Origin of the sequence: Pseudomonas sp. BJa5 (assembly GCF_030272875.2) — a bacterium.
GTDB lineage: Bacteria > Pseudomonadota > Gammaproteobacteria > Pseudomonadales > Pseudomonadaceae > Aquipseudomonas.
Genome location: NZ_JALRNG020000031.1, coordinates 35531 through 54748 on the forward strand (window position 1 = coordinate 35531; position 19218 = coordinate 54748).

Annotated in this window: 19 protein-coding genes; 11 read left to right on the forward strand and 8 right to left on the reverse strand. The window is 64.1% G+C overall.

Annotated features, from left to right (window positions below; all coding sequences use genetic code 11):
* Nucleotides 1-341 precede the first annotated feature (341 nt).
* From M2D63_RS17845 to M2D63_RS17885, 9 genes are all read left to right on the forward strand, one after another.
* On the forward strand, nt 342-569 hold the full coding sequence (locus M2D63_RS17845; protein ID WP_285864270.1) for a hypothetical protein: 228 nt from the start codon (nt 342-344) through the stop codon (nt 567-569).
* 84 nt (nt 570-653) lie between these two features.
* Nucleotides 654-950, forward strand: coding sequence for a DUF3077 domain-containing protein (locus M2D63_RS17850; RefSeq protein WP_285864271.1), 297 nt, complete (start codon nt 654-656; stop codon nt 948-950).
* A 104-nt stretch (nt 951-1054) separates the two neighbouring features.
* The gene (locus M2D63_RS17855; protein ID WP_285864273.1) at nt 1055-1900 is read left to right on the forward strand and encodes a hypothetical protein; all 846 of its coding nucleotides are present in this window, start codon (nt 1055-1057) and stop codon (nt 1898-1900) included.
* Between the two features lie 77 nt (nt 1901-1977).
* Complete coding sequence (locus M2D63_RS17860) at nt 1978-2691, forward strand: hypothetical protein (RefSeq protein WP_285864275.1); 714 nt, start codon at nt 1978-1980, stop codon at nt 2689-2691.
* 211 nt (nt 2692-2902) lie between these two features.
* On the forward strand, nt 2903-4306 hold the full coding sequence (locus tag M2D63_RS17865) for an LLM class flavin-dependent oxidoreductase (RefSeq protein WP_285864276.1): 1404 nt from the start codon (nt 2903-2905) through the stop codon (nt 4304-4306).
* A 29-nt stretch (nt 4307-4335) separates the two neighbouring features.
* Nucleotides 4336-5553: an SfnB family sulfur acquisition oxidoreductase gene (locus M2D63_RS17870; protein ID WP_285864278.1), complete on the forward strand. Its 1218-nt coding sequence runs from the start codon at nt 4336-4338 to the stop codon at nt 5551-5553.
* A gap of 7 nt (nt 5554-5560) precedes the next feature.
* Nucleotides 5561-6226: a methionine ABC transporter permease gene (locus M2D63_RS17875; RefSeq protein ID WP_285864322.1), complete on the forward strand. Its 666-nt coding sequence runs from the start codon at nt 5561-5563 to the stop codon at nt 6224-6226.
* A gap of 91 nt (nt 6227-6317) precedes the next feature.
* Nucleotides 6318-7088: a MetQ/NlpA family ABC transporter substrate-binding protein gene (locus tag M2D63_RS17880; protein ID WP_285864279.1), complete on the forward strand. Its 771-nt coding sequence runs from the start codon at nt 6318-6320 to the stop codon at nt 7086-7088.
* A 15-nt stretch (nt 7089-7103) separates the two neighbouring features.
* A complete protein-coding gene (locus tag M2D63_RS17885; RefSeq protein WP_285864280.1) occupies nt 7104-8147 on the forward strand; it encodes a methionine ABC transporter ATP-binding protein in 1044 nt (347 codons plus the stop codon).
* Here the strand turns inward: M2D63_RS17885 and M2D63_RS17890 are convergent.
* From M2D63_RS17890 to M2D63_RS17925, 8 genes are all read right to left on the reverse strand, one after another.
* Nucleotides 8131-9231 carry a sigma-54-dependent Fis family transcriptional regulator gene (locus M2D63_RS17890; protein ID WP_285864281.1) on the reverse strand — a complete coding sequence of 367 codons (1101 nt, stop codon included), beginning with the start codon at nt 9229-9231 and terminating at the stop codon, nt 8131-8133. The two genes, M2D63_RS17885 and M2D63_RS17890, sit on opposite strands and share 17 nt — an antisense overlap.
* A 9-nt stretch (nt 9232-9240) precedes the next feature.
* Nucleotides 9241-10431 carry an acyl-CoA dehydrogenase family protein gene (locus M2D63_RS17895; RefSeq protein WP_285864283.1) on the reverse strand — a complete coding sequence of 397 codons (1191 nt, stop codon included), beginning with the start codon at nt 10429-10431 and terminating at the stop codon, nt 9241-9243.
* A 43-nt stretch (nt 10432-10474) separates the two neighbouring features.
* Nucleotides 10475-11620, reverse strand: coding sequence for an FMNH2-dependent alkanesulfonate monooxygenase (ssuD, locus tag M2D63_RS17900; protein WP_285864285.1), 1146 nt, complete (start codon nt 11618-11620; stop codon nt 10475-10477).
* Between the two features lie 11 nt (nt 11621-11631).
* Nucleotides 11632-12195, reverse strand: coding sequence for an FMN reductase (gene msuE, locus M2D63_RS17905; RefSeq protein WP_285864287.1), 564 nt, complete (start codon nt 12193-12195; stop codon nt 11632-11634).
* Between the two features lie 370 nt (nt 12196-12565).
* Complete coding sequence (locus M2D63_RS17910; RefSeq protein WP_285864288.1) at nt 12566-12769, reverse strand: hypothetical protein; 204 nt, start codon at nt 12767-12769, stop codon at nt 12566-12568.
* A 433-nt stretch (nt 12770-13202) separates the two neighbouring features.
* A complete protein-coding gene (locus M2D63_RS17915; protein ID WP_285864289.1) occupies nt 13203-15413 on the reverse strand; it encodes a TonB-dependent receptor in 2211 nt (736 codons plus the stop codon).
* A gap of 85 nt (nt 15414-15498) precedes the next feature.
* Complete coding sequence (locus M2D63_RS17920; RefSeq protein WP_285864290.1) at nt 15499-16437, reverse strand: DUF4880 domain-containing protein; 939 nt, start codon at nt 16435-16437, stop codon at nt 15499-15501.
* Nucleotides 16434-16949, reverse strand: coding sequence for a sigma-70 family RNA polymerase sigma factor (locus tag M2D63_RS17925; RefSeq protein WP_285864291.1), 516 nt, complete (start codon nt 16947-16949; stop codon nt 16434-16436). The genes M2D63_RS17920 and M2D63_RS17925 overlap by 4 nt, the downstream gene beginning before the upstream one ends.
* 254 nt (nt 16950-17203) lie before the next feature.
* Here M2D63_RS17925 and M2D63_RS17930 point away from each other — a divergent pair, with 254 nt between their 5' ends.
* Both M2D63_RS17930 and M2D63_RS17935 read left to right on the forward strand, forming a co-directional pair.
* Nucleotides 17204-18130 carry a transporter gene (locus M2D63_RS17930; RefSeq protein WP_285864292.1) on the forward strand — a complete coding sequence of 309 codons (927 nt, stop codon included), beginning with the start codon at nt 17204-17206 and terminating at the stop codon, nt 18128-18130.
* Nucleotides 18131-18256: 126 nt separating this feature from the next.
* Nucleotides 18257-19198, forward strand: coding sequence for a pirin family protein (locus M2D63_RS17935; RefSeq protein ID WP_285864293.1), 942 nt, complete (start codon nt 18257-18259; stop codon nt 19196-19198).
* Nucleotides 19199-19218: the final 20 nt, after the last annotated feature.

A 19218-nucleotide genomic window follows, 5' to 3' on the forward strand; every position in this document is an offset into this window, starting at 1 on the left:
ATTTGGTTCAATTGAGCTTGAACCCTGTCGCACTAATTGGTGAGGCCTTCAGAATTTCCTGATTTCTTGTAGTCCATTTCCCAATCATACTTTTGCCGCCTTCAAGTCGTTGCAGCGCTCCCGGCAGCCCTCTAGTCTCGCCTCGTCGTTGCCATTCAACGACCGGCTTTGACAGGCCGTCCCAGATCTCTAGTACACGTGCACGCTTCATGGCGGCTGTACGTGGGGCACCTCGTGTGCGCCGAGTTTCTAGAGTCCTCGGTCTGTCAACCCGCGTACAGCTGCCACCTACTTGTTTGACAGCAGGTCTGTAGCAGCCTCACTGACTCTAGAGGTTTACCATGCTAAAGATCGTCCCCGACCCACCACATCACCCCAACCATTCCCTCGAAGACATCCTCGTCCAGACCACCGAACACCTGACCTGTGCCCTGAGCATCGTTCAACAGATCGTCCTGCTCCATCCCAGCCCCCCAGTCCGCCCCCTGACCCTGGCGACCCTGCACGAAATTGAACACGCCAGCACGCTGGTCGAAGTGGCCTTGAGCAACGTTCAGGCGCAGCACTGAATCGCCAATGAGCAGGAAAACCCGCGTTGCTGACGAAACCGCTCAGCAACGCGGGATAGCCATGCACGCAGGGGAGATTTGTCCATGAATGAGGATTCAAACAAAACCAGCACCCCCACCCCCAAAACAACAGGCATCGGCACCTTCGGTGAAGGCGAACACGGACACTCCACCCACCGCCTGTTCCGCGTCGAACCCGGCCACAATGCGGCATTCGCCCTGGAACAATCAGCACTGCTGATGAGCTGCGTTCACCGCCTGACCCTACAGGCCGGAATCGAGCACGACGGCGCACTCATCTGGGCAGCGCATTACCTCAGTGGCATGGCCAAGGCCCTGGTGGATGATGTTTCACACACCATGCCCGATCAGCCGCAATAACCCCCTGAGGGGCGATAGGCAAGGCACCCTTGCGCAAGCAGCCATCAATTAGCCATTATCACCGTAACACCTTAATTTCCCGGATCATTTCGAAAGGATCTCCCATGCCAACTGCCAACCAGACCATCGCCGACGCGGTGGCCAGCGCCCAGTCCATTCTCGCTAAATGGATACCGCCCGAGGGCATCAGCTCCGATCAGGCGCTGAATGAGCTGATGGGTGTACTGGACAATCGCAGGCTGGTGGCCGCTCAGCGGGTCCAGGCCGGGCCGTATAACAAGGGGGTCGACCCGAAGCAGCTGGACAAGCGTTTCAAGGTCACTTTCGATTTGCTGTACAAGTACGGTGTGCTGGTGGACCCGGAATCCTTGGACGACGAGGTGGTCGAGCGTCTGTATCCGCGCGTCAATTATCCGCGGCTGGCCTCCGGCAGTACCTTGCTTGACTGGAGCGATGCGGTATTGGGGGAGGGGCAGCAGGTTCGCTTCTATCTGCCCCAGTCGCCCAGACGCAATACCCATCTGGCCACGGTGCGATTCCTCAGCGGTGAGGCGAGAAGTTTTATCGGTGAGTTGATTCAAGCGGTTGAGATCGAAGGGGAGCCGGGGGAGGCCTCTACCAAGTCAGCCTTCGATGCGCAGGACGAGGACTACGCTCCGGATCTGTCCGATCATGAACAGCCAGACTTTGCCTTGAACGAGGAAGCCGAGGCCATTACGGCAGGTGGGCAGCGTGGGCTCAATACCCTTCATTCGCTGCTGGAGGTCGGTGAGGAGAACGAGCGTTGGTCACCCGCGGTGCTTGCGAGCATTGAAAAGCTGCTGGAGCAGCACGATGGCGACGAGGAAATCGACACGCTGGAGGCGATGACCCAACTGGTGGACCGCGTCGACCTGATGGTACGCAAGGCGCGCGAGGTGCTGGACAGGCACCGGGCGCAGCCGGCGTGACGGTAGGTGAGTATTCAGGACAAAACGCTCCAGGCGGGTAGTCGCCCGCCTGCGAATCTGCTCAAGGAATGGATGTAATGATCAAGAAATCGGTAACCGAGCTTCAGTTCGTCAGCAGCAGGTCGCCCCTGCCTACCGTCGAAATCGATTCGCAAAGCATGGAGGACGCGGGTTTCAGCATCACGCGCACGGTGATGGAGGTGCTGTCCCGGTTGGCAGCAGAGGACGCATCGCTGCGGGCCACGCTGTTCATGTATGGAACAGTCAGCGTCAATTTCCGCGACCCGTGCTGGTGCGAGTTCCTGCTAGTGGCCGGGCCGAAGAAGGTGCTGACGGCCCTTGGCGCTGCCTTCGAGCGTTTGCCGGGGGTGAGGTCGCGATTCAGCGATTACGTGCCAGCCTCGGAAGCGGTGCGCACCTTCCATGTCGAGGATGGCATGGTGTGGGAAAAGGAGGATGGCAGTACCTGGTATTCCCATAGGCAGCAGGAGGTAGCTGACAGCGAGATCGATACGGACGACGAGGTGGAGGACGAGGATTTCGAGGAGGAAGAGGAGTGGGAGGACGAGGAGCCTGAGGACCAGGAAGCGGACGAGGTCGTGGTCACCAGCAAGAAGGCCGCCCGTTATCGTGCGGCGCGCTCTGACGCCAAGGTCAGCAGTATTCGTGCGCGCATTGAGGAAGTCTTTGGGCTGCCGGAGGGGTCGGTTGCGTTGTGCGGGCCGGACGGTCGTCCGCTGCGGGGCAATGCGTTTATCAGGACGCTGCGTAAACGCTGGGAAGAGGCCTGAGCACGCTTGACCGGCAAACAGTTCAAGGGCCGCATCACCTGTTCATTTTCAGACAGTTGATCAACAGCCTGTAGTGATGCGTGCACTTGATACTGTTTTCAAATTTTGTAAGTCATTGAAATAAAACAACTAATCCGTTGGCACGGTTCCTGAAATAGAGCTCTTAAACGCGCCCCCCACAGCGCGAAGCCTATCGATCAGGAGTCCCCCCATGCCACGCGAAATCCGTCTAAACGCATTCGAAATGAACTGCGTCGGCCACCAGGCCCCCGGCCTCTGGGCGCACCCCCGCGATCGCTCCTGGCAATACAAGGACCTCACCTACTGGACCGACCTCGCCAAGCTCCTGGAGCGCGGCAAGTTCGACGGCATTTTCATTGCCGACGTCATCGGCATCTACGACGTGCTCAACGGCAACGGCGATGCCGCCATTCGCCAGGCGGCGCAGGTGCCGGTCAACGATCCGCTCGCTTTGATCACGCCCATGGCGCTGGTCACCGAGCATCTGGGCTTCGGCCTGACCGCGTCGCTGAGCTTCGAGCATCCCTATCCCTTCGCCCGTCGCCTGTCGACCCTGGATCACCTGACCAAGGGCCGGATCGGCTGGAATATCGTCACCTCCTACCTGGACAGCGGCGCGCGCAATCTCGGGCAGAAGGCGCTGAGCGATCACGATGCGCGCTACGACTACGCGGATGAGTACCTTGAGGTGCTCTACAAGTTGTTCGAGGGCAGTTGGGAGGAGGATGCGGTGGTGCGTGACCGGGCGCGGGGGCTGTTTACGGATCCTGCCAAGGTTCATGAGATCCGCCACCATGGCAAGCATTTCCAGGTGCCCGGCATTCATTTGTGCGAGCCGTCGCCGCAGCGTACGCCGGTGCTGTATCAGGCCGGGGCGTCGAGTCGGGGCAAGAACTTCGCTGCCGCGCATGCCGAGTGTGTATTCGTCGCGTCGCCTTCGAAGGCGGCGCTGAAGAAGACCGTGGCCGATATCCGCCGCCGCGCCGCCGAGGCCGGGCGCGATCCGCGCAAGGTGCTGATCTTCAATATGCAGACGGTGATCGTCGATGAGACCGATACCAAGGCGCAGGCCAAGTGGCGGGAGTTGAAATCCTACGCCAGCTATGAGGGGGCGCTGGCGTTGATTGCCGGCTGGACCGGGATCGATTTCGGTCAGTACCAACCCGACCAGGTGCTCAAGCATATTCAAACCAATGCCATGCAGTCGGCGGTGGAGGCCTTTTCCACGGCCGACCCGGGCAAGCAGTGGACGGTGCAGGAGCTGGCCGACTGGGTCGGTATCGGTGGCATGGGGCCGCTGATTGTCGGCAGCGCGCAGACCGTGGCCGACGAGCTGCAGGACTGGGTCGAGGAGACCGATGTCGACGGTTTCAACTTCACCTACGCGCTGGCCCACGAAACCTTCCGCGACGTGGTCGAGTTGCTGGTTCCCGAGCTGCAGAAGCGCGGGGTGTTCAAGACCGAATACAGCCCCGGCACCTTGCGCGACAAGTTGTTCGGCGACGGCCCGCGTCTGCCGGCCAGCCATCCGGGCGCGGGCTACCGCGACCTGTCCCGTCTGCACGCCCACGCCAGCACGCCTGAGCTGGCCTGAATTCCTTCGTTTCTATTAAGAGAGCAATCATGTCTGTAATCACTGCCCATTACCCCATCCACCAGCCGGATGCCCATGTCATTCGTGACGATGCCGAAGCCATCAGTGTTGCCCACCGGGTCGCCGCTCTGCTGCAACCGGGGGCTGCCGAGCGCGATGCGCAGCGCGCGGTGCCGGCGGAGGTGGTCGATGCGTTTTCCAACAGTGGTTTGTGGGGCATTACCGTGCCTAGGGCCTACGGTGGCGCCGAGGTGTCCTACGCCACTTTGGCGCGAGTGATCGCCATTATTTCGGCGGCCGATCCGTCCCTGGGGCAGATTCCGCAGAACCACTATTGCCTGCTGGAGGATATTCGCCTGCAGGGCAGCGAAGAGCAGCAGCGCTTTTTCTTCGACCTGGTGCTCAAGGGCCATCGCTTCGCCAATGCGCTGTCGGAAACCGGCGGCAAGAATGTGCAGGACATCCGTACTCGCATCGTGCGCGAAGGCGACGGTTATCGTATCGACGGACGCAAGGGTTACTGCACCGGTTCGCTCTATGCCCACTGGCTCGGGGTGTTGGCCGTGGACGAGGAGGGCCACGGGCAACTGGCCTTCGTGCCCCGTGACACGCCCGGGCTGGTGGTGGTCGATGACTGGGACAGCATCGGCCAGCGCAATACCTCCAGCGGTACGGTGCTGGCCGATGGGTTGCGGGTGCCGGCGTTCAATCTGTTCCCCAGCTATCGCTCCTACGAGAATCCGACCCTGGCCGGGCCGTTCGCGCAGATCACCACGGCGGCCATCGACGCCGGCATCGCCCGCGCTGCACTGCAGGACACCATCGTTTTTGTGCGCGAGCAGGCGCGGCCGTGGATCGATGCAGGGGTGGAGAGGGCCAGTGAAGACCCGCTGACCATCATCCAGGTCGGTGCCCTGGATATTCGTCTGGAAGCGGCCGAGGCGCTGCTGGAACGTGCCGGCCTGGTGCTCGATCAGGCCCGGCCGGCGCCGGATGCCGAGAATGTCGCCGCCGCCTCGCTTGCCGTGGCGCGGGCCAAGGTGCTGACCACCGAGATCGCCATCGAGGCGAGCAACAAGCTGTTCGAGCTGGGCGGCACCCGGTCGACCCTGCGCCGCCACAACCTCGATCGCCACTGGCGCAATGCCCGGGTGCATACCCTGCATGATCCGGTGCGCTGGAAGTACCACGTGGTCGGCAACTGGCTGCTCAACGATATCAAGCCGCCGCGCCATGACTGGTCCTGAGGTGCTTGTGGACGAGTTGCTCGCCAATATCGACTGGTCGGAGATCGGCCAGGCCTGCCTGGACACCCTGACCATGCTCGGTGCCGCGCTCGGCTTTACCGTGCTGCTGGGGCTGCCGCTGGGGGTGCTGCTGTACCTGACCGGCCAGCGTCAGTTGCTGGCTTCGCCCCGGGTGTATCGGCTGTTGTCGGTGCTGGCGAATGTGCTGCGTTCGATGCCGTTCATCATTCTGTTGATCGTGCTGATTCCGCTGACCACGTTGATCACCGGCACGTCGCTGGGCGTGGCCGGGGCGACGCCGCCGCTGGTGATCGGCTGCACGCCGTTTTTCGCCCGGCTGGTGGAAACCGCTCTGCGTGAGGTCGATCGCGGTCTGGTGGAGGCGACCCAGTCCATGGGCGCCGGTACCTGGCAGACGGTCTGGCACACCTTGCTGCCGGAGGCGCGTACCGGGCTGATCGCCGCCGTCACGGTGACCGCCATCGTCCTGGTGGATTACACCGCCATGGCCGGTGTGGTCGGCGGTGGCGGCCTGGGCGATCTGGCGATCCGTTTCGGTTACCAGCGTTTCCAGACCGATGTGATGGTGGTCACCGTGCTGCTGCTGATCCTGCTGGTGCAAACCCTGCAGCTCAGTGGCGATCGCCTGGTGCGCCACTTCACCCGGCGTTGACTGTTTTTCCCGTCTGCGGCAGCCGGGTTCAGCTGCCGCCGGCCCACGTCCACCCCACGACGGCCACTGTTCACTGTTCAGGAGCAAGACCATGAAGAAGACCCTGGCCGTACTGGCTGCTGTACTGTCGCTGTCCGCCCACGCCAACGAGAAACTGGTGGTGGGGGCTACCCCGGTGCCTCACGCGGAGATCCTCGAGTTCGTCAAACCGACGCTGGCCAAGGAGGGCGTGGACCTGGATCTGAAGGTGTTCACCGATTTCATCCAGCCCAACCTGCAGCTGGCCGAGAAGAACCTCGACGCCAACTACTACCAGTACCGGCCCTTCCTCGACGAGTTCAACGCCACCCGCAAGACCGATCTGGTGCCGGTGGTCGGCGTGCATATCGAGCCTTTCGGTGCCTATTCGACCCGGATCAAGAACCTCGCCGAGCTCAAGGAGGGCGCCAGCGTGGCCATTCCCAACGACCCGGTGAACACCGGTCGCGCTTTGGTGCTATTGCATGAGGCCGGGCTGATTACGTTGAAGGACCCGAGCAATACCCTGGCGACCCAGCGCGACATCGTCGCCAACCCCAAGAAGCTGAAGATCCGCGAGTTGGAAGGGGCGTTGCTGGCGCGGGCGGTGAACCAGGTCGACCTGGCGTTCATCTTCGCCAACTACGCCCTGGAAGCCGGTATCGACACCAACAGTGCGCTGATCGTCGAGAAGGGCAAGGACCTGTACATCGAGTTCCTGGTGGCCCGCCCCGACAACATCAACGACCCGCGCATCCAGAAGCTGGCCAAGGCGTTGAATTCGCCCGAAGTGCGCCAGTTCATCCTGACCCGCTACAAGGGCCAGATCGCTCCCGGCTTCTGATTGAAGGTTCAGCGCATGGTCAGTTTCAATTCGCAGCCGCTTACGGCTGCCGTGCATATCCGCCTGGTGGGGCTCGGCAAGCAGTACCCGGGGCGCGGGCAGGCGGTTCACGCCTTGCGAGACATCAACCTGGAGGTGCGCCGTGGCGAGGTGTTCGGCATCATCGGCCGCAGCGGGGCGGGCAAGTCTTCGCTGCTGCGCTCGCTGAACCGCCTGGAAGACCCCAGCCGTGGCCAGGTGTTGATCGACGGCGAGGATATCGCCGGCTTCGACAAGGCCCGACTGGCGCGCCAGCGTCAGCGCACCGGGATGATCTTCCAGCACTTCAACCTGATGGCGGCGAAAACCGTGGGCGAGAATATCGCCCTGCCGCTCAGGCTGGCGGGCATCGGTGCCGCCGAGCGCGAGCGGCGGGTGGCCGAGATGCTGCAACTGGTGGGCCTGGAGGACAAGCGCGATGCCTGGCCTGCGCAACTGTCCGGCGGGCAGAAGCAGCGGGTCGGGATCGCCCGGGCGCTGGTGCTGCAACCGGACTTGCTGTTGTGCGACGAGGCCACCTCGGCGCTCGATCCGGAGAGCACCCAGTCGATCCTCGGCTTGCTGCGCGATATCAATCGGCGCCTGAACCTGACCATCGTCCTGATCACCCACGAGATGGAAGTGATCCGCGACCTGTGCGACCGCGTGTTGGTGCTGGAGCGGGGCGAGGTGGTGGAGCAGGGCGAGGTGTGGCAGGTGTTCGGCAATCCGCAGCACGAGGTGACCCGCACCCTGTTGCATACTTCACAGCCGGGTGCCGCCGAGGCGCGGACGTCGAAGGAGCTGCTGCTCGACCTGCATTACACCGGCGCCAGCGGCCACGAGCCGGAGCTTACCGCCATCACCGCTGCGCTGGGTTACACCACCCGCCTGGTGCAGGGCAGCCTGGAGCGTATCCAGGGCCGCACCCTCGGCAGCCTGCGTGTTCGGGTGGAGGCGCCGGCCGAGGTGTTTGCCCAGGTGCTGGAGCAGGCGCGCCAGGTGGCCGATCGCATCGAGCCGGTCAGATCGACAGGTTGATCACCCGGTCGCCCTGCAGGCTCTGCCCGGGCCTGCGCTTGTTCACCACCAGCTCGCCGATCTTGATCAGCAGGGCGCGGGTGACGTTGCGGCTCAGGCCCACCAGGCTCGCGGTGTGCACCTGGTTGTGGTGGCAGAAGCGGTAGGCACTGCGCAGCAGCGCCTCCTCGACCTTTTCATGCAGGGCGCCGCTCTGTTCTTCGAAGAGTTTCTGGAAGGCGCGCTGCAACAAGGCATCGGCAGACTCATCGAGCGGCGGGGCGCTTTGCGGCCGTTCGATGCGCAGGTTGGACAGGCGCAGGTCTTCCTGGCGCACCAGGCCATCCTGGCAGATCAGCAAGGTGTGGTGGATGACGTTTTCCAGCTCGCGGATATTGCCCGGCCAGTCGTAGCTGGCCAGCTTGCGCTCGGCTTCCGGGCTCAGGCGCACGTCGCCGTAGCCCAGGCGCTCGCTGTAGCTGTGGATGAAGTGCCGGGTCAGCGGCAGGATATCGCCGGGCCGTTCGCGCAGCGGGTAGAGCTGCAGGCTGACCACATTGAGGCGGTAGTAGAGGTCTTCGCGAAAGTGCCCGGCGTTGATTGCCCGCTCCAGCTGCACGTTGGTGGCAGCCAGTACACGGACGTTGATCGGGATGCTCTTGCGCGAGCCCAGGCGTACCACTTCGCGCTCCTGCAGCACGCGCAGCAGCTTGACCTGGATGGCCATGGGCAAGTCGCCGATCTCGTCGAGGAACAAGGTGCCGCCGTTGGCTTCCTCGAACCAGCCGGCCTTGGCGGTCAGGGCGCCGGTGAAGGCGCCTTTCTCGTGGCCGAACAGCTCGGCCTCCACCAGCGACTCGGAAAACGCCCCGCAGTTGACCGCAACGAACGGGCCGTTGCGCCGCCCGCTGAGGTTGTGGATGTGCCGCGCCACCAGCTCCTTGCCCGTACCGGTTTCACCAATGATCAGGACGCTGGCCTCGCTGGGGGCGACCTGTTGCAAGTGAGCGAGCAGCGCCTGCGATTTGGGGTCTTCGAAGACCTGTGCGGTCGCCCGGATCGAGGTGGCCAGTGTCGGGGAGGGGGGCAGCGTCAACAGTTCCATGGGCAGGTCTCAGGAGTAGAAGGTGGGCGTCGGGCGCGTCTGGTTCAGGGCCCATTCCCCCAGCTCGTGGATCTTGTAATCCACCGGGTCGTGCAGGGTCTGGGTGCGCAGGTTGCGCCAGTAGCGATCGAAGCGCAGCGAGGCATGGGTAGCCCTGGCACCGGTGACTTCGAACAGGCGGCTGCACAGGTCAAGGCCGGTGCGGGTGGCCGCCACCTTGGCGGTGGAGATCGACAGCGCCAGTTGCGCGCGCTCCTCACTGCCGAGGTTATGTTCCTTGCCCCAGGCCTCGTCGAGCTGGCGGGCGGCGCGTTCGACCAGCAGCCGCACGCCCTCAAGGCCGACCCAGAACTCACCGTAGTGACGCAGGATGTACGGGTCTTCGCTGACATGCTGGGCCTTGGACTTGAACCAGGGCCGGCCCTCCTTGAGGGTGTACTGGCGGGCTTCTTCCAGGGCGCCTTCGGCGATGCCGAGGAACACATGGGCAAAGTGCAGTTGCGCGATTAGCGGGCGCAGGCAGGCGAACGGGGTGCTCAACGGGCCTGGGTCGAGCAGCAGTTCCGATTCCTCGACGCGCACCCGTTCGAAGGTGGCGCTGCCGCTGTCGGTCTGGCGCTGGCCCATGTTGTTCCAGTCGCCATGCAGGGTGATGCCGGAGCGGGCGCTGGGGATAGCGGCGATCAGCAGCTTGCCGCCGGCGCTTTCGTCCACCGCCGAGGCGATCAGCATTTCCGAGTCGCTGGCGCCGGAGCAGAAGCTCTTCTTGCCGGAGAACTCGCGCCAGCCATCGAATTTGCGCACCACGGTGCGGGTATCCAGCGGGTTCAGGGCATTGCCCCAGAACCAGTTTTTGCGTGCGGTCTGTTCGAACCAGGGCTGCCACTGCTCGGGGCGGGCGAACAGGCGCACGGTGGCCAGCATCAGGTGCTGGAAGCCGAAGACATGGGCGATGGAGCTGTCGACCTTGGCGAACTCGCGGACGATGTCCAGGGTCTCGCTCCAGCTGGCGCCCAGGCCGCCGAACTGGCGGGGAATGCTCAGGGCGAGCAGGCCGCTCTGGCGCAGGGCATCGCGCTCGGCCTTCGGCGTGCCGCCACGCTCGTCGCGTTCGGCGGCGGTTTCGGCGAAGTCGGCGGCCAACTTGCGGGCGGTTTGCAGCGGGCTGAGTACAGCGGCTTGCGGGTGGAGTGCGTTCACACGGGGTTCCTCGATGGTCCTGGGTGGGCTGACGGGTGGTGGCTCATGCCGGCTGCGCTTGCGGCAGCACATCGTTGGCGATCATTTCGCCGAACGGCCCGGTGAGGTTGGTCACGCCGCGTCCGGCCAGGCTTCGGTAGGGTTCCGGCAACAGCGGGAAGACCAGCTCGGCGAAGCGGTAGGCCTCTTCCAGGTGCGGGTAGCCGGAGAAGATGAAGCTGTCGATGCCCAGGTCCGCGTACTCCTTGATACGCGCCGCCACCTGCTGCGGGTCGCCGACCAGCGCGGTACCGGCACCACCCCGCACCAGGCCGACCCCGGCCCACAGGTTGGGGGCGATTTCCAGCTGGTCGCGCCGACCTCCGTGCAGGGCGGCCATGCGCCGCTGGCCTTCGGAATCGAAGCGGGCGAAGGACTGCTGGGCGGCGGCGATGGTGTCGTCGGAGATCGACGCGATCAGGCGGTCGGCGGCCTGCCAGGCTTCTTCGGCGGTCTCGCGCACGATCACATGCAGGCGGATGCCGAACTTCACCGTGCGCCCGTGTTTGGCGGCGCGGGCGCGCACATCGGCGATCTTTTCGGCGACGGCGGCGGGCGGCTCGCCCCAGGTCAGGTAGACATCCAGCTGCTCTGCGGCCAGTTCATGGGCGGCCTCGGACGAGCCGCCGAAGTACAGCGGTGGGTAAGGCTTCTGCACCGGCGGGTAGAGCGCCTTGGCGTTCTGCACCTTGAAGTGCTTGCCCTCGAAATCCACCGCCTCGCCCTGCAACACGCGGCGCCAGATGCGCAGGAATTCGTCGCTGACCTCGTAGCGTTCGCTGTGGCTCAAGTGAATGCCGTCGCCACGGTTCTCGTCCGGGTCGCCGCCGGTCACCACGTTGATCAGCAGGCGCCCACCGGACAGCCGGTCGAGGGTCGCGCTCATGCGTGCCGATACCGTCGGCGAGATGATCCCCGGGCGGATCGCCACCAGAAAACGCAAGCGCTCGGTCAGCGGCGCCAGCGCCGAGGCGACCACCCAGGAGTCCTCGCAGGAGCGTCCGGTGGGAATCAGCACGCCGTAGTAGCCGAGGCCGTCGGCGGCCTGGGCGATCTGTTTGAGGTAGTTGAGGCTGACCGGGCGCGCGCCTTCGCTGGTGCCGAGAAAATGGCCATCGCCATGGGTGGGCAGGAACCAGAATACATTCATCGTGTAGCTCCTCAGGCGATCTTGCGCAGGCTGTGCGCGTGGTTGGCGAACAGCGGCAGGGCGCGCTCGGCGGCCAGGCGTATGCGGGCTTGCAGGGTGTCGCTGCTGACCTGGTAGTCGCGCAGGTCGCTTTCACTGGCATACACACCAATGGGCAGGGTCAGCGACTGGAAGAAACTGAACAGCGGGCGCAGCTGGTGATCGATGACCAGCGCGTGCAACGGGCTGCCACCGTTGGCCACGAGCAATACCGGGGTGTCGACCAGGCTGTGCTGGCCCACCAGGTCGAACAGGTGCTTGAGCAGGCCGGGGTAGGAGCCGCGGTAGACCGGTGAGGCGACGATCAAGAGGTCTGCGTTCTCGATGGTTTGCAGCTGTTGCTCCACCTCATCGGGCAGCTCATTACGCGACATCGCATTGCCCAAGGGGCGGGCGATCTCGCTGAGCTCGACGATGTGGGCATCGATGTTCAGGTGGTTGCCCAGTTCGGCAACGATGGCCTGGGTCAGGGCCAGGGTACGGGAAGGGCGATAGGCGCCGCCGGAAACGGCGACCACCTTGAGTGCAGCAGTCATGTTCAAGTCCTGTGGTGATGCTCTGCGAGCAGAGCGGTACACAGGCTTGAGCAAAGGCTGTACCACACTTGAAGGCCCCGTTTTACGGGGGTTCTGGCTGTTTTTTACGCCTTGCGCTGTTGCTGCGGGAGGTGTTTTGTTGCATGGCTGTTGCCAGGGCAACAGTTGCTGGGCGAACAGTGAGGGATGGTGTTGGCCGGGAGACATGATTCGATTCGCACAGCGGTATGAATGTGCGACCGTTATACGGAGGGCTGCTTATTCCGTAAAAGAATCAATAAAAATATAATACTGCCTTTTTTGAATATGAGGGCTGGACCTGTTCCTGGTTGCGAAAGCCGGTCCAGTCCTCGAAGGGGAGATGCCTATGTCAGATCGCTGCGCTGATCAGGTCGATATTTCTGTCTTGAGCGTCCATAAGAAAGTGCAGCGGCAGGTGGTGTGGCGTGTCCATGGTGCAAACGTCAAAACTTCCTACAACCAGTGGCTGCCGTTCTAGTGGCGCGACCGATTCTTCCGCCAGCCTTTTGACCATTCGCGCGTGGTTCATTGCGATTTCACTGAGCGTTGACACGTTACATCTCCGATAACTGGGCAGGCGTCGCTGGGGCGCCCCTTTGAACGATAATTTTGGCCGCTGCCGCGTCAGAATTTCGTCTTTCCGGGGCTGCTGGGGCCGGCTTGTGCAATTGATACGCCAGAGGGTGGCGAGAAATGGGGTGTGGGGTTCTCAAGGCGACGAGTGGTGGAGTGGCGTTTGGCCAGGGCACCGTGGCGCGGCCATCGCCGGCTTCGCCAGCTCCCACAATGACCTGTGCCTGACTACCTTTCCAAGGCAGACCCGAAGTCCTGTGGGAGCTGTGCCTGATTAGCTTTCCAAGGCAGACCCGAAGTCCTGTGGGAGCTGTGCCTGATTAGCTTTCCAAGGTAGACCTGAAACCCTGTGGGAGCTGGCAACGCCAGCGATGCCGGCGCCGCGCAGCACCTGACACCGCGGCATCCGGCGACTAGAACGCCAAGGTAAACCCGGCATACAAGGTCCGGCTCAGTTCAATGTAATCGGCATCCCGCGCAGCCGAGTCGCGATCGCTGTCGCCCAGGTTCTTCACCCCGGCGTTCAGGCTCAGTTGCGGGGTCAGTTGGTACTGGCTGCCAAGGTTGACCAGGTGATAGGCGGCGCTGTCCACGTCCTGGTTGCTGATGGTGTTACGCAGCACCTGGCTGCCGATGTACTGGTAACCCAGCTGCGCCTGCCAGCGTGGCGTGAGTTGCCAGTTCAGGTCGGCGTTGGCGGTGTGTTTGGGCACCTGGCGCAGTTCTTCGCCGGTGTCGCGGTCTTCGGCCTCGGTCAGGGTGTAGTTGGCGCTCAGTTTCAGGGTCTCGCTCAGTTGTGCGCTGGACAGCAGTTCGACGCCTCGGGTTCGGGCGCTGCTGACGTTGTAGTAGGTCAGTACGGCGGGCATGTGCCCAGGACGCCAGCCGTCGGCCAGGATCATGTCCTTGATGTCGTTGTAGAACAGGTTGGCGCCCAGTTCGAGGGTTTCGCTCTGGTAGAGGGTGCCGATTTCGTAGGCGGTTGCGGTTTCCGGTTTCAGCTCCGGGTTGCCGGCCACCACGCAGCGGCCGCGGCAGGCGGGGATGGCGTAGCTGGGGTCGGCCTGGCTGATGCTCGGGGCCTTGAAGGCCTTGCCCACGCCGCCCTTGATCACCCAGTCGTCGGTCAGCGAGTAGACCGCATAGGCCCGCGGGCTGAATTCGGAACCGAATGTCTTGTGGTCGTCCAGGCGCCCGCCCAGGGTCAGGCGCAGGTCGCCCAGGGCGATTTCGTCCTGCAGGTAGAGGGCGCGCTGAAAGTCGGTGGCGTCGCCGTCGAGGTTCTGGTTGTGTTCGAGCAGGGTGTGGCGGTATTCGGCACCGGCGGTCAGCAGGTGGTTGCCCAGGTCGCCGCTGATCTGGCCATCCACGGTCTGGTTGCGCTGGCGCACATCGCCGGCCACGCCGCGCAGGGCAGTGGTCAGTTGCGAGTCATCGCTCAGGTTCACTTGTTCGTGGTAGTAGCGCAGCCGGGTGTTGGCCCGCTCCAGCTGGGCGTTGTGGGTCAGGCCGAAGGTGTAGCGCTCCATTTCCTGCTGGTTGCGCGGAAAGTTGACGTTGGAGTTGTTCCACACGCCATCGCGTTGATCGTTGCGGGCGCTGAAGTCCAGCTCCAGGTCCTGGCTGTCGTCGATCAGCCAGTTCAGGTTGGACATCACTGCCCAGTTCTGGCGCTGTTCGCGGGCATGGGCGCGGTCGTCGGTGGTCATGCTGGATTTCCACGCGGCCTGGTCGCTGGCGTCGAGCACCAGGTTGCCGAGCAGGCGATCCTCGATCAGCGGTCCGGCGCTATAGAGCGAGCTGTGGTTGATGTCGCCGCCGTCGCCGGAGGGGGTGTGCTGGTAGCTGTAGCTCAGTGCACCTTCGGCTTCGTTGCCGGGACGGCGCAGGATGACGTTGATCACGCCGCCCATGGCATCGGCCCCGTACAGCGACGACATCGGGCCACGGATGACTTCGATACGCTCCACTGCGCTCAGCGGAATCGCCGACAGGTCGAAGTCGTTGGCGTAGTTGCTGGTCAGGGCATCGCGCGAGTTGATCCGCCGACCGTTGACCAGCAGCAGGGTGTAGTCGGAGTCCAGGCCACGCATCTTGATCTTGTGGCGGCCGAAGGTGGAGGATGCGGCGATGCTGACGCCCGGCACCTTGGCGACTGCTTCGCTGAGGTCCAGCGCCTGCATCTGTTGCAGTTGCTCGCGGCTGATCACGCTGACGCTGGCCGGGGCGGTGAGTTCGCTGTGGCGGGTCTGGCTGGCGGTGATGACCATGTTGTCCAGGCTCAGGGGGCTGCCTGCCATGGTTGCGGCCAAGGCCCAGATCCCGGGCTGGACTTCACGTGCCTGCAGCCCGCTGCCTTGCAGCAGATGATCCAGCGCCTGGCCCACGTTGTACTCGCCCTGCAGGGCGGGCGCCCGTTTGCCGGCGACCAGGGCCGGGTCCATCGGCAGGGTGATGCCGGCCTGGCGGGCAACCTGGCTGAGGGCATCCTCCAGCGACGCACCGGGCAGGTGGTAGCTGTGCGTGCTGCTGTCTGCCCAGGCGCCCGTGGCAGGCAGGGACAGTGCGCCGCCCGCAAGAACAGCGTGCAGCACGAGCGCGAGGCGGTGTTTACGGTGAGGCATGAACGTGAAGCTCCTTCGACAAGCAGATGTTTTTCTCTTATGTCGAAGCGCGCGGCAAAACCCGTAACGACCTAGGTAAAAAAATTCAGGCGGGCACGATACGGGCCCACAGGCGCGACAGGCGCTGGGTTTTCACCGGCAACGAGGCACCCAGCGCATCCAGGGTCCGCTCGATGTCATCCAGCTGGAACACCCCGGAAACCGGCAGGCTGGCGATGTCGTCCGCGCACTGCAGCCAGCCGCTGCGGTAGCGCGCCAGTTCATCGACCAGTTGCGCCAGGGGCATGCGCTTGACCACCAGTTGTCCGTCAATCCAGGTGCCTGGGGCCAGGTGGTCGTCGCGCAGCGGCCGGCGACCGTCGGCACCGATCAGCCAGCGTTGTCCTGCGGTGAGGCGGGCAACCGGATGGTGGGCGAACTGCACGTCGGCGCTGCCCTCCAGCATGTCCAGGCGATGGTGCTCGCCCTGGCGCTGGAGGTCGAAGCGACTGTCCCGGGTAATCAGCCGCAGTTCGCCGCTGCGCACCAGCAGGGGGGCAAGCTCGCCGGCGTGGTGGGCGATCTGGATCTGCCCGCGCTGCAGCGCAATGTGCGGGGGCTGCGAAGACGTTGAGCGGTCCACCGCACTGTCGGTGTTGAGCCACATGCGCGTGTGATCGGTCAGGGCAATGCTGCTGCGCTGGCCGATGGCGGTGCTGTAGTCGGCGCTGCGGAAATTGGAAGAGTCCAGCACCAACCAGCCAGCACTGACCAGGCCCAGCAGCTTGAGCGTCTGGCGCCTGGAGACGCTGGCGCGGCCGGCGCCCTCCAGGGTCTGGCGGGCTATGCGGGCCTGCGGCGTCGGCATTTCGAGCAATCGCTCACTGGCCTGCAGGGCTTGCCAGGCCGCCTCGTGCCGGGGATCGGCGGAGCGCCAGCGGGCGCAGGCCTGCCAGAGTTCCTCGGGGGCTTCACCCGAGCGCAGGCGCACCATCCAGTCGATGGCTTGCGCCAGTTCGTCTTCGTGGACCTGGTGCGCGCTCATGACAAACAGGCCCGGTAGCAGTGGTGCATCGCCGTTGCCATGTACTTTTCGACCGAGCTCAGGCTGACCCCCAGATGCCGGGCGATGTCGCGGTAGGGCAGGCCTTCCAGGCGCGACAACAGGTAGGCACTGCGCACCTTGGCCGGCAGGCCATCGAGCAGGGCATCGATGCGCATCAGGGTTTCGAGCAACTGCAGGCGTTCTTCGGGCGACACCTCGAACGCCTCGCCCTGGCAGGCCAGCACCTGGAGATACGCCTGTTCGAGGCGGTGCCGGCGCAGGCGATCGACCATCAGGCCCTTGGCGACGATGGTCAACCAGGCCCTGGGTTGCTGCAACCGATCGGGGGCCTCTGGCCGGCCGATCAGTTGCAGGAAGGTGTCTTGCATCAGGTCGGCAGCGCTCTCGCGATGCTGCAGGCGCTTGCGCAGCCAGTTCAGTAGCCAGGCATGGTGATCGGCGTAGAGGTCGTGCAGAACCTGGCGACGCGCGGTGGAAAGGGCTAGGGGCACCTAAACTCCTTGGTGCAGATGTACTAATGTAAACAAGTCTCATTATGAGGCTTGCGGCCATGCCTTGTCCAAGGTTCTGCTCTGGCATTGTGCGGGTGGCACGTGACTGGACTGTCCTGTGCGCGTACGGGCAGGTTGATCGTTCACCAGATAGAACACAGTAGGTGATCTGTCAGGGCTAGCGGGGTTGCTGTTGCAAATTTAAGGTTCGCGGTTTCTACGGCCCGCGCTGTTCGGGATGAGGGGAGATCGGGATGAAACCAGTTGGATTACCCGCCGCGCTGCTGTCGCTGGCCTCGGCCCTGGGCTGCGCCAGTGCCATGGCCGACGCCGTCAGCTTGCCGCCGTTGCCTTTGGGTAACACCAGCTTCATGGATGGCGTGGTGCTGCCCGGTAAGCTGTTCGAGCTGCCGATCCAGTCCTACCGCTCCGACGACGCCACCGATCACCGCGGCAATGCGCTGCCCGGGCGGCAGCAGGTGCGCAGCACCACGGTGCTGCCGCACCTGGCCTATATCAGTGCCGAGACCTTTCTGGGCGCGCACTATGGCGCGGAAGTCCTGCTGCCGCTGGTGCGCCTGGAGCTGGATATCGACGGCGGCCCCGAGGGCACCCGCACCCGCCAGGGTGATCTGGTCTTCAGCCCGATGCTGCTGCAGTGGGCGCCGGTGTCGCTGTTCGGTCGACCGTACTGGCAGCGCCTCAATCTGGTGATCACGGCGCCCACCGGCGACTACGACCCTGACGCCAGCATCAATGTCGGTAGCAACCTCTGGGTGGTCAGTCCGCATTACGCCTTTACCTGGGAGTTGACCGATCGCCTGGAGGTCAGCGGCCGCTTGCACTATGCATGGTCCAGTCGCAACAACGACCCGGCGGCCCATTTGCAGGCCGACAGCATTCAGCCGGGGGAGGCGGTGCACAGTAATTTCTCGGTGTCCTATGCGCTGGACGATGCCTGGCGAGTGGGGGTGGCGGGCTATCACCTGGAGCAGGTCAGCGCCGACCGGATCGATGGGCATCGTCAGTCCGACTCCAAGGAGCGGGTGCTGGGGCTGGGGCCGGGGGTGATGTACCGCCACGGCAAGCAGGCGTTTTTCGCCAACTACTATGTCGAGCAGGGGGCCAGGAATCGCTCGGAAGGCAATCAGTTGACCTTGCGCTACCTGTTGCCGTTCTAGGGTGGATGGACGACCTGCGGTCATGTCCCGGGTCGGGCTGTCTCCTAGTATGACTAAGTCCCGTAGCGCACATGAGCGGCGAGGTCGATCCCGCCAGCGTGCAGCCAGAGAGCAGAGGAGCCCGCAATGAGCACTCACGAAACCCGAAGTGAGCTGTCATCGTCCTACGATTGTCCGATCGTCGAGGGTAACCGGGCCATCCAGCGGATCGCCTCGCGCAGCGCCGAGGTGGGCGGGGGGCTGCCGGTCAACCGGGTGCTGCCTTCGCGGCACCGGCGCATGGTGGGCGCCTGGTGCTTTCTCGATCATGCCGGGCCTGCGGTGTTCAAGTCGGGCGATGGCCTGCGGGTCGGGCCGCATCCGCATATCGGCCTGCAGACCTTTACCTGGATGATCGAGGGGCAGGTGATGCACCGCGACAGCCTGGGCAACGAGCAACTGATTCGCCCGGGCGAGGTGAACCTGATGACCGCCGGCCACGGTATCGCCCATACCGAAGTGTCGTTGCCGGGTGAGGACCGGCTGCATGCCGTGCAGTTGTGGATCGCCCTGCCGAACGCCGAACGTGATCGACCGCCCTCGTTCACCCACCATGGGGCGTTGCCCAGTTGGCAGGCCGACGGCATGCACTTCACGCTGCTGGCCGGACGCTTCGCCGGGCAGCAATCACCCGCGAAGGTGTTCTCGGAACTGGTGGGCCTCGATCTGGCCGCCAGCACCGGCGGTGGAACCCGCCTCACGCTGGAGCCGGGGTTCGAGTATGCGGTGCTGCCGCTGACCGGTGAGTGGCTGATCAACGGCGAGGCCTTCGCTGCCGACGAGCTGGCTTATCTGGGACGAGGGCTGGAGCGGCTCGAACTGGAAAGCTCGGCCGGGGCCAGGGCGGTGCTGGTTGGCGGCGTGCCGTTCAGCGAGGAGATTTTCATCTGGTGGAATTTCGTCGGCCACAGCAAGGCGGAAATTGCCCAGGCCCAGGATGACTGGGAGCAAGGACGGGCCCGGTTTCCCGAGGTGGCCGGCTTCGACGGGCCGCGCCTGGTTGCGCCGGCGTTGCCCTGGCGGCCATGAGTCCTTCGCGCATGGCCAGG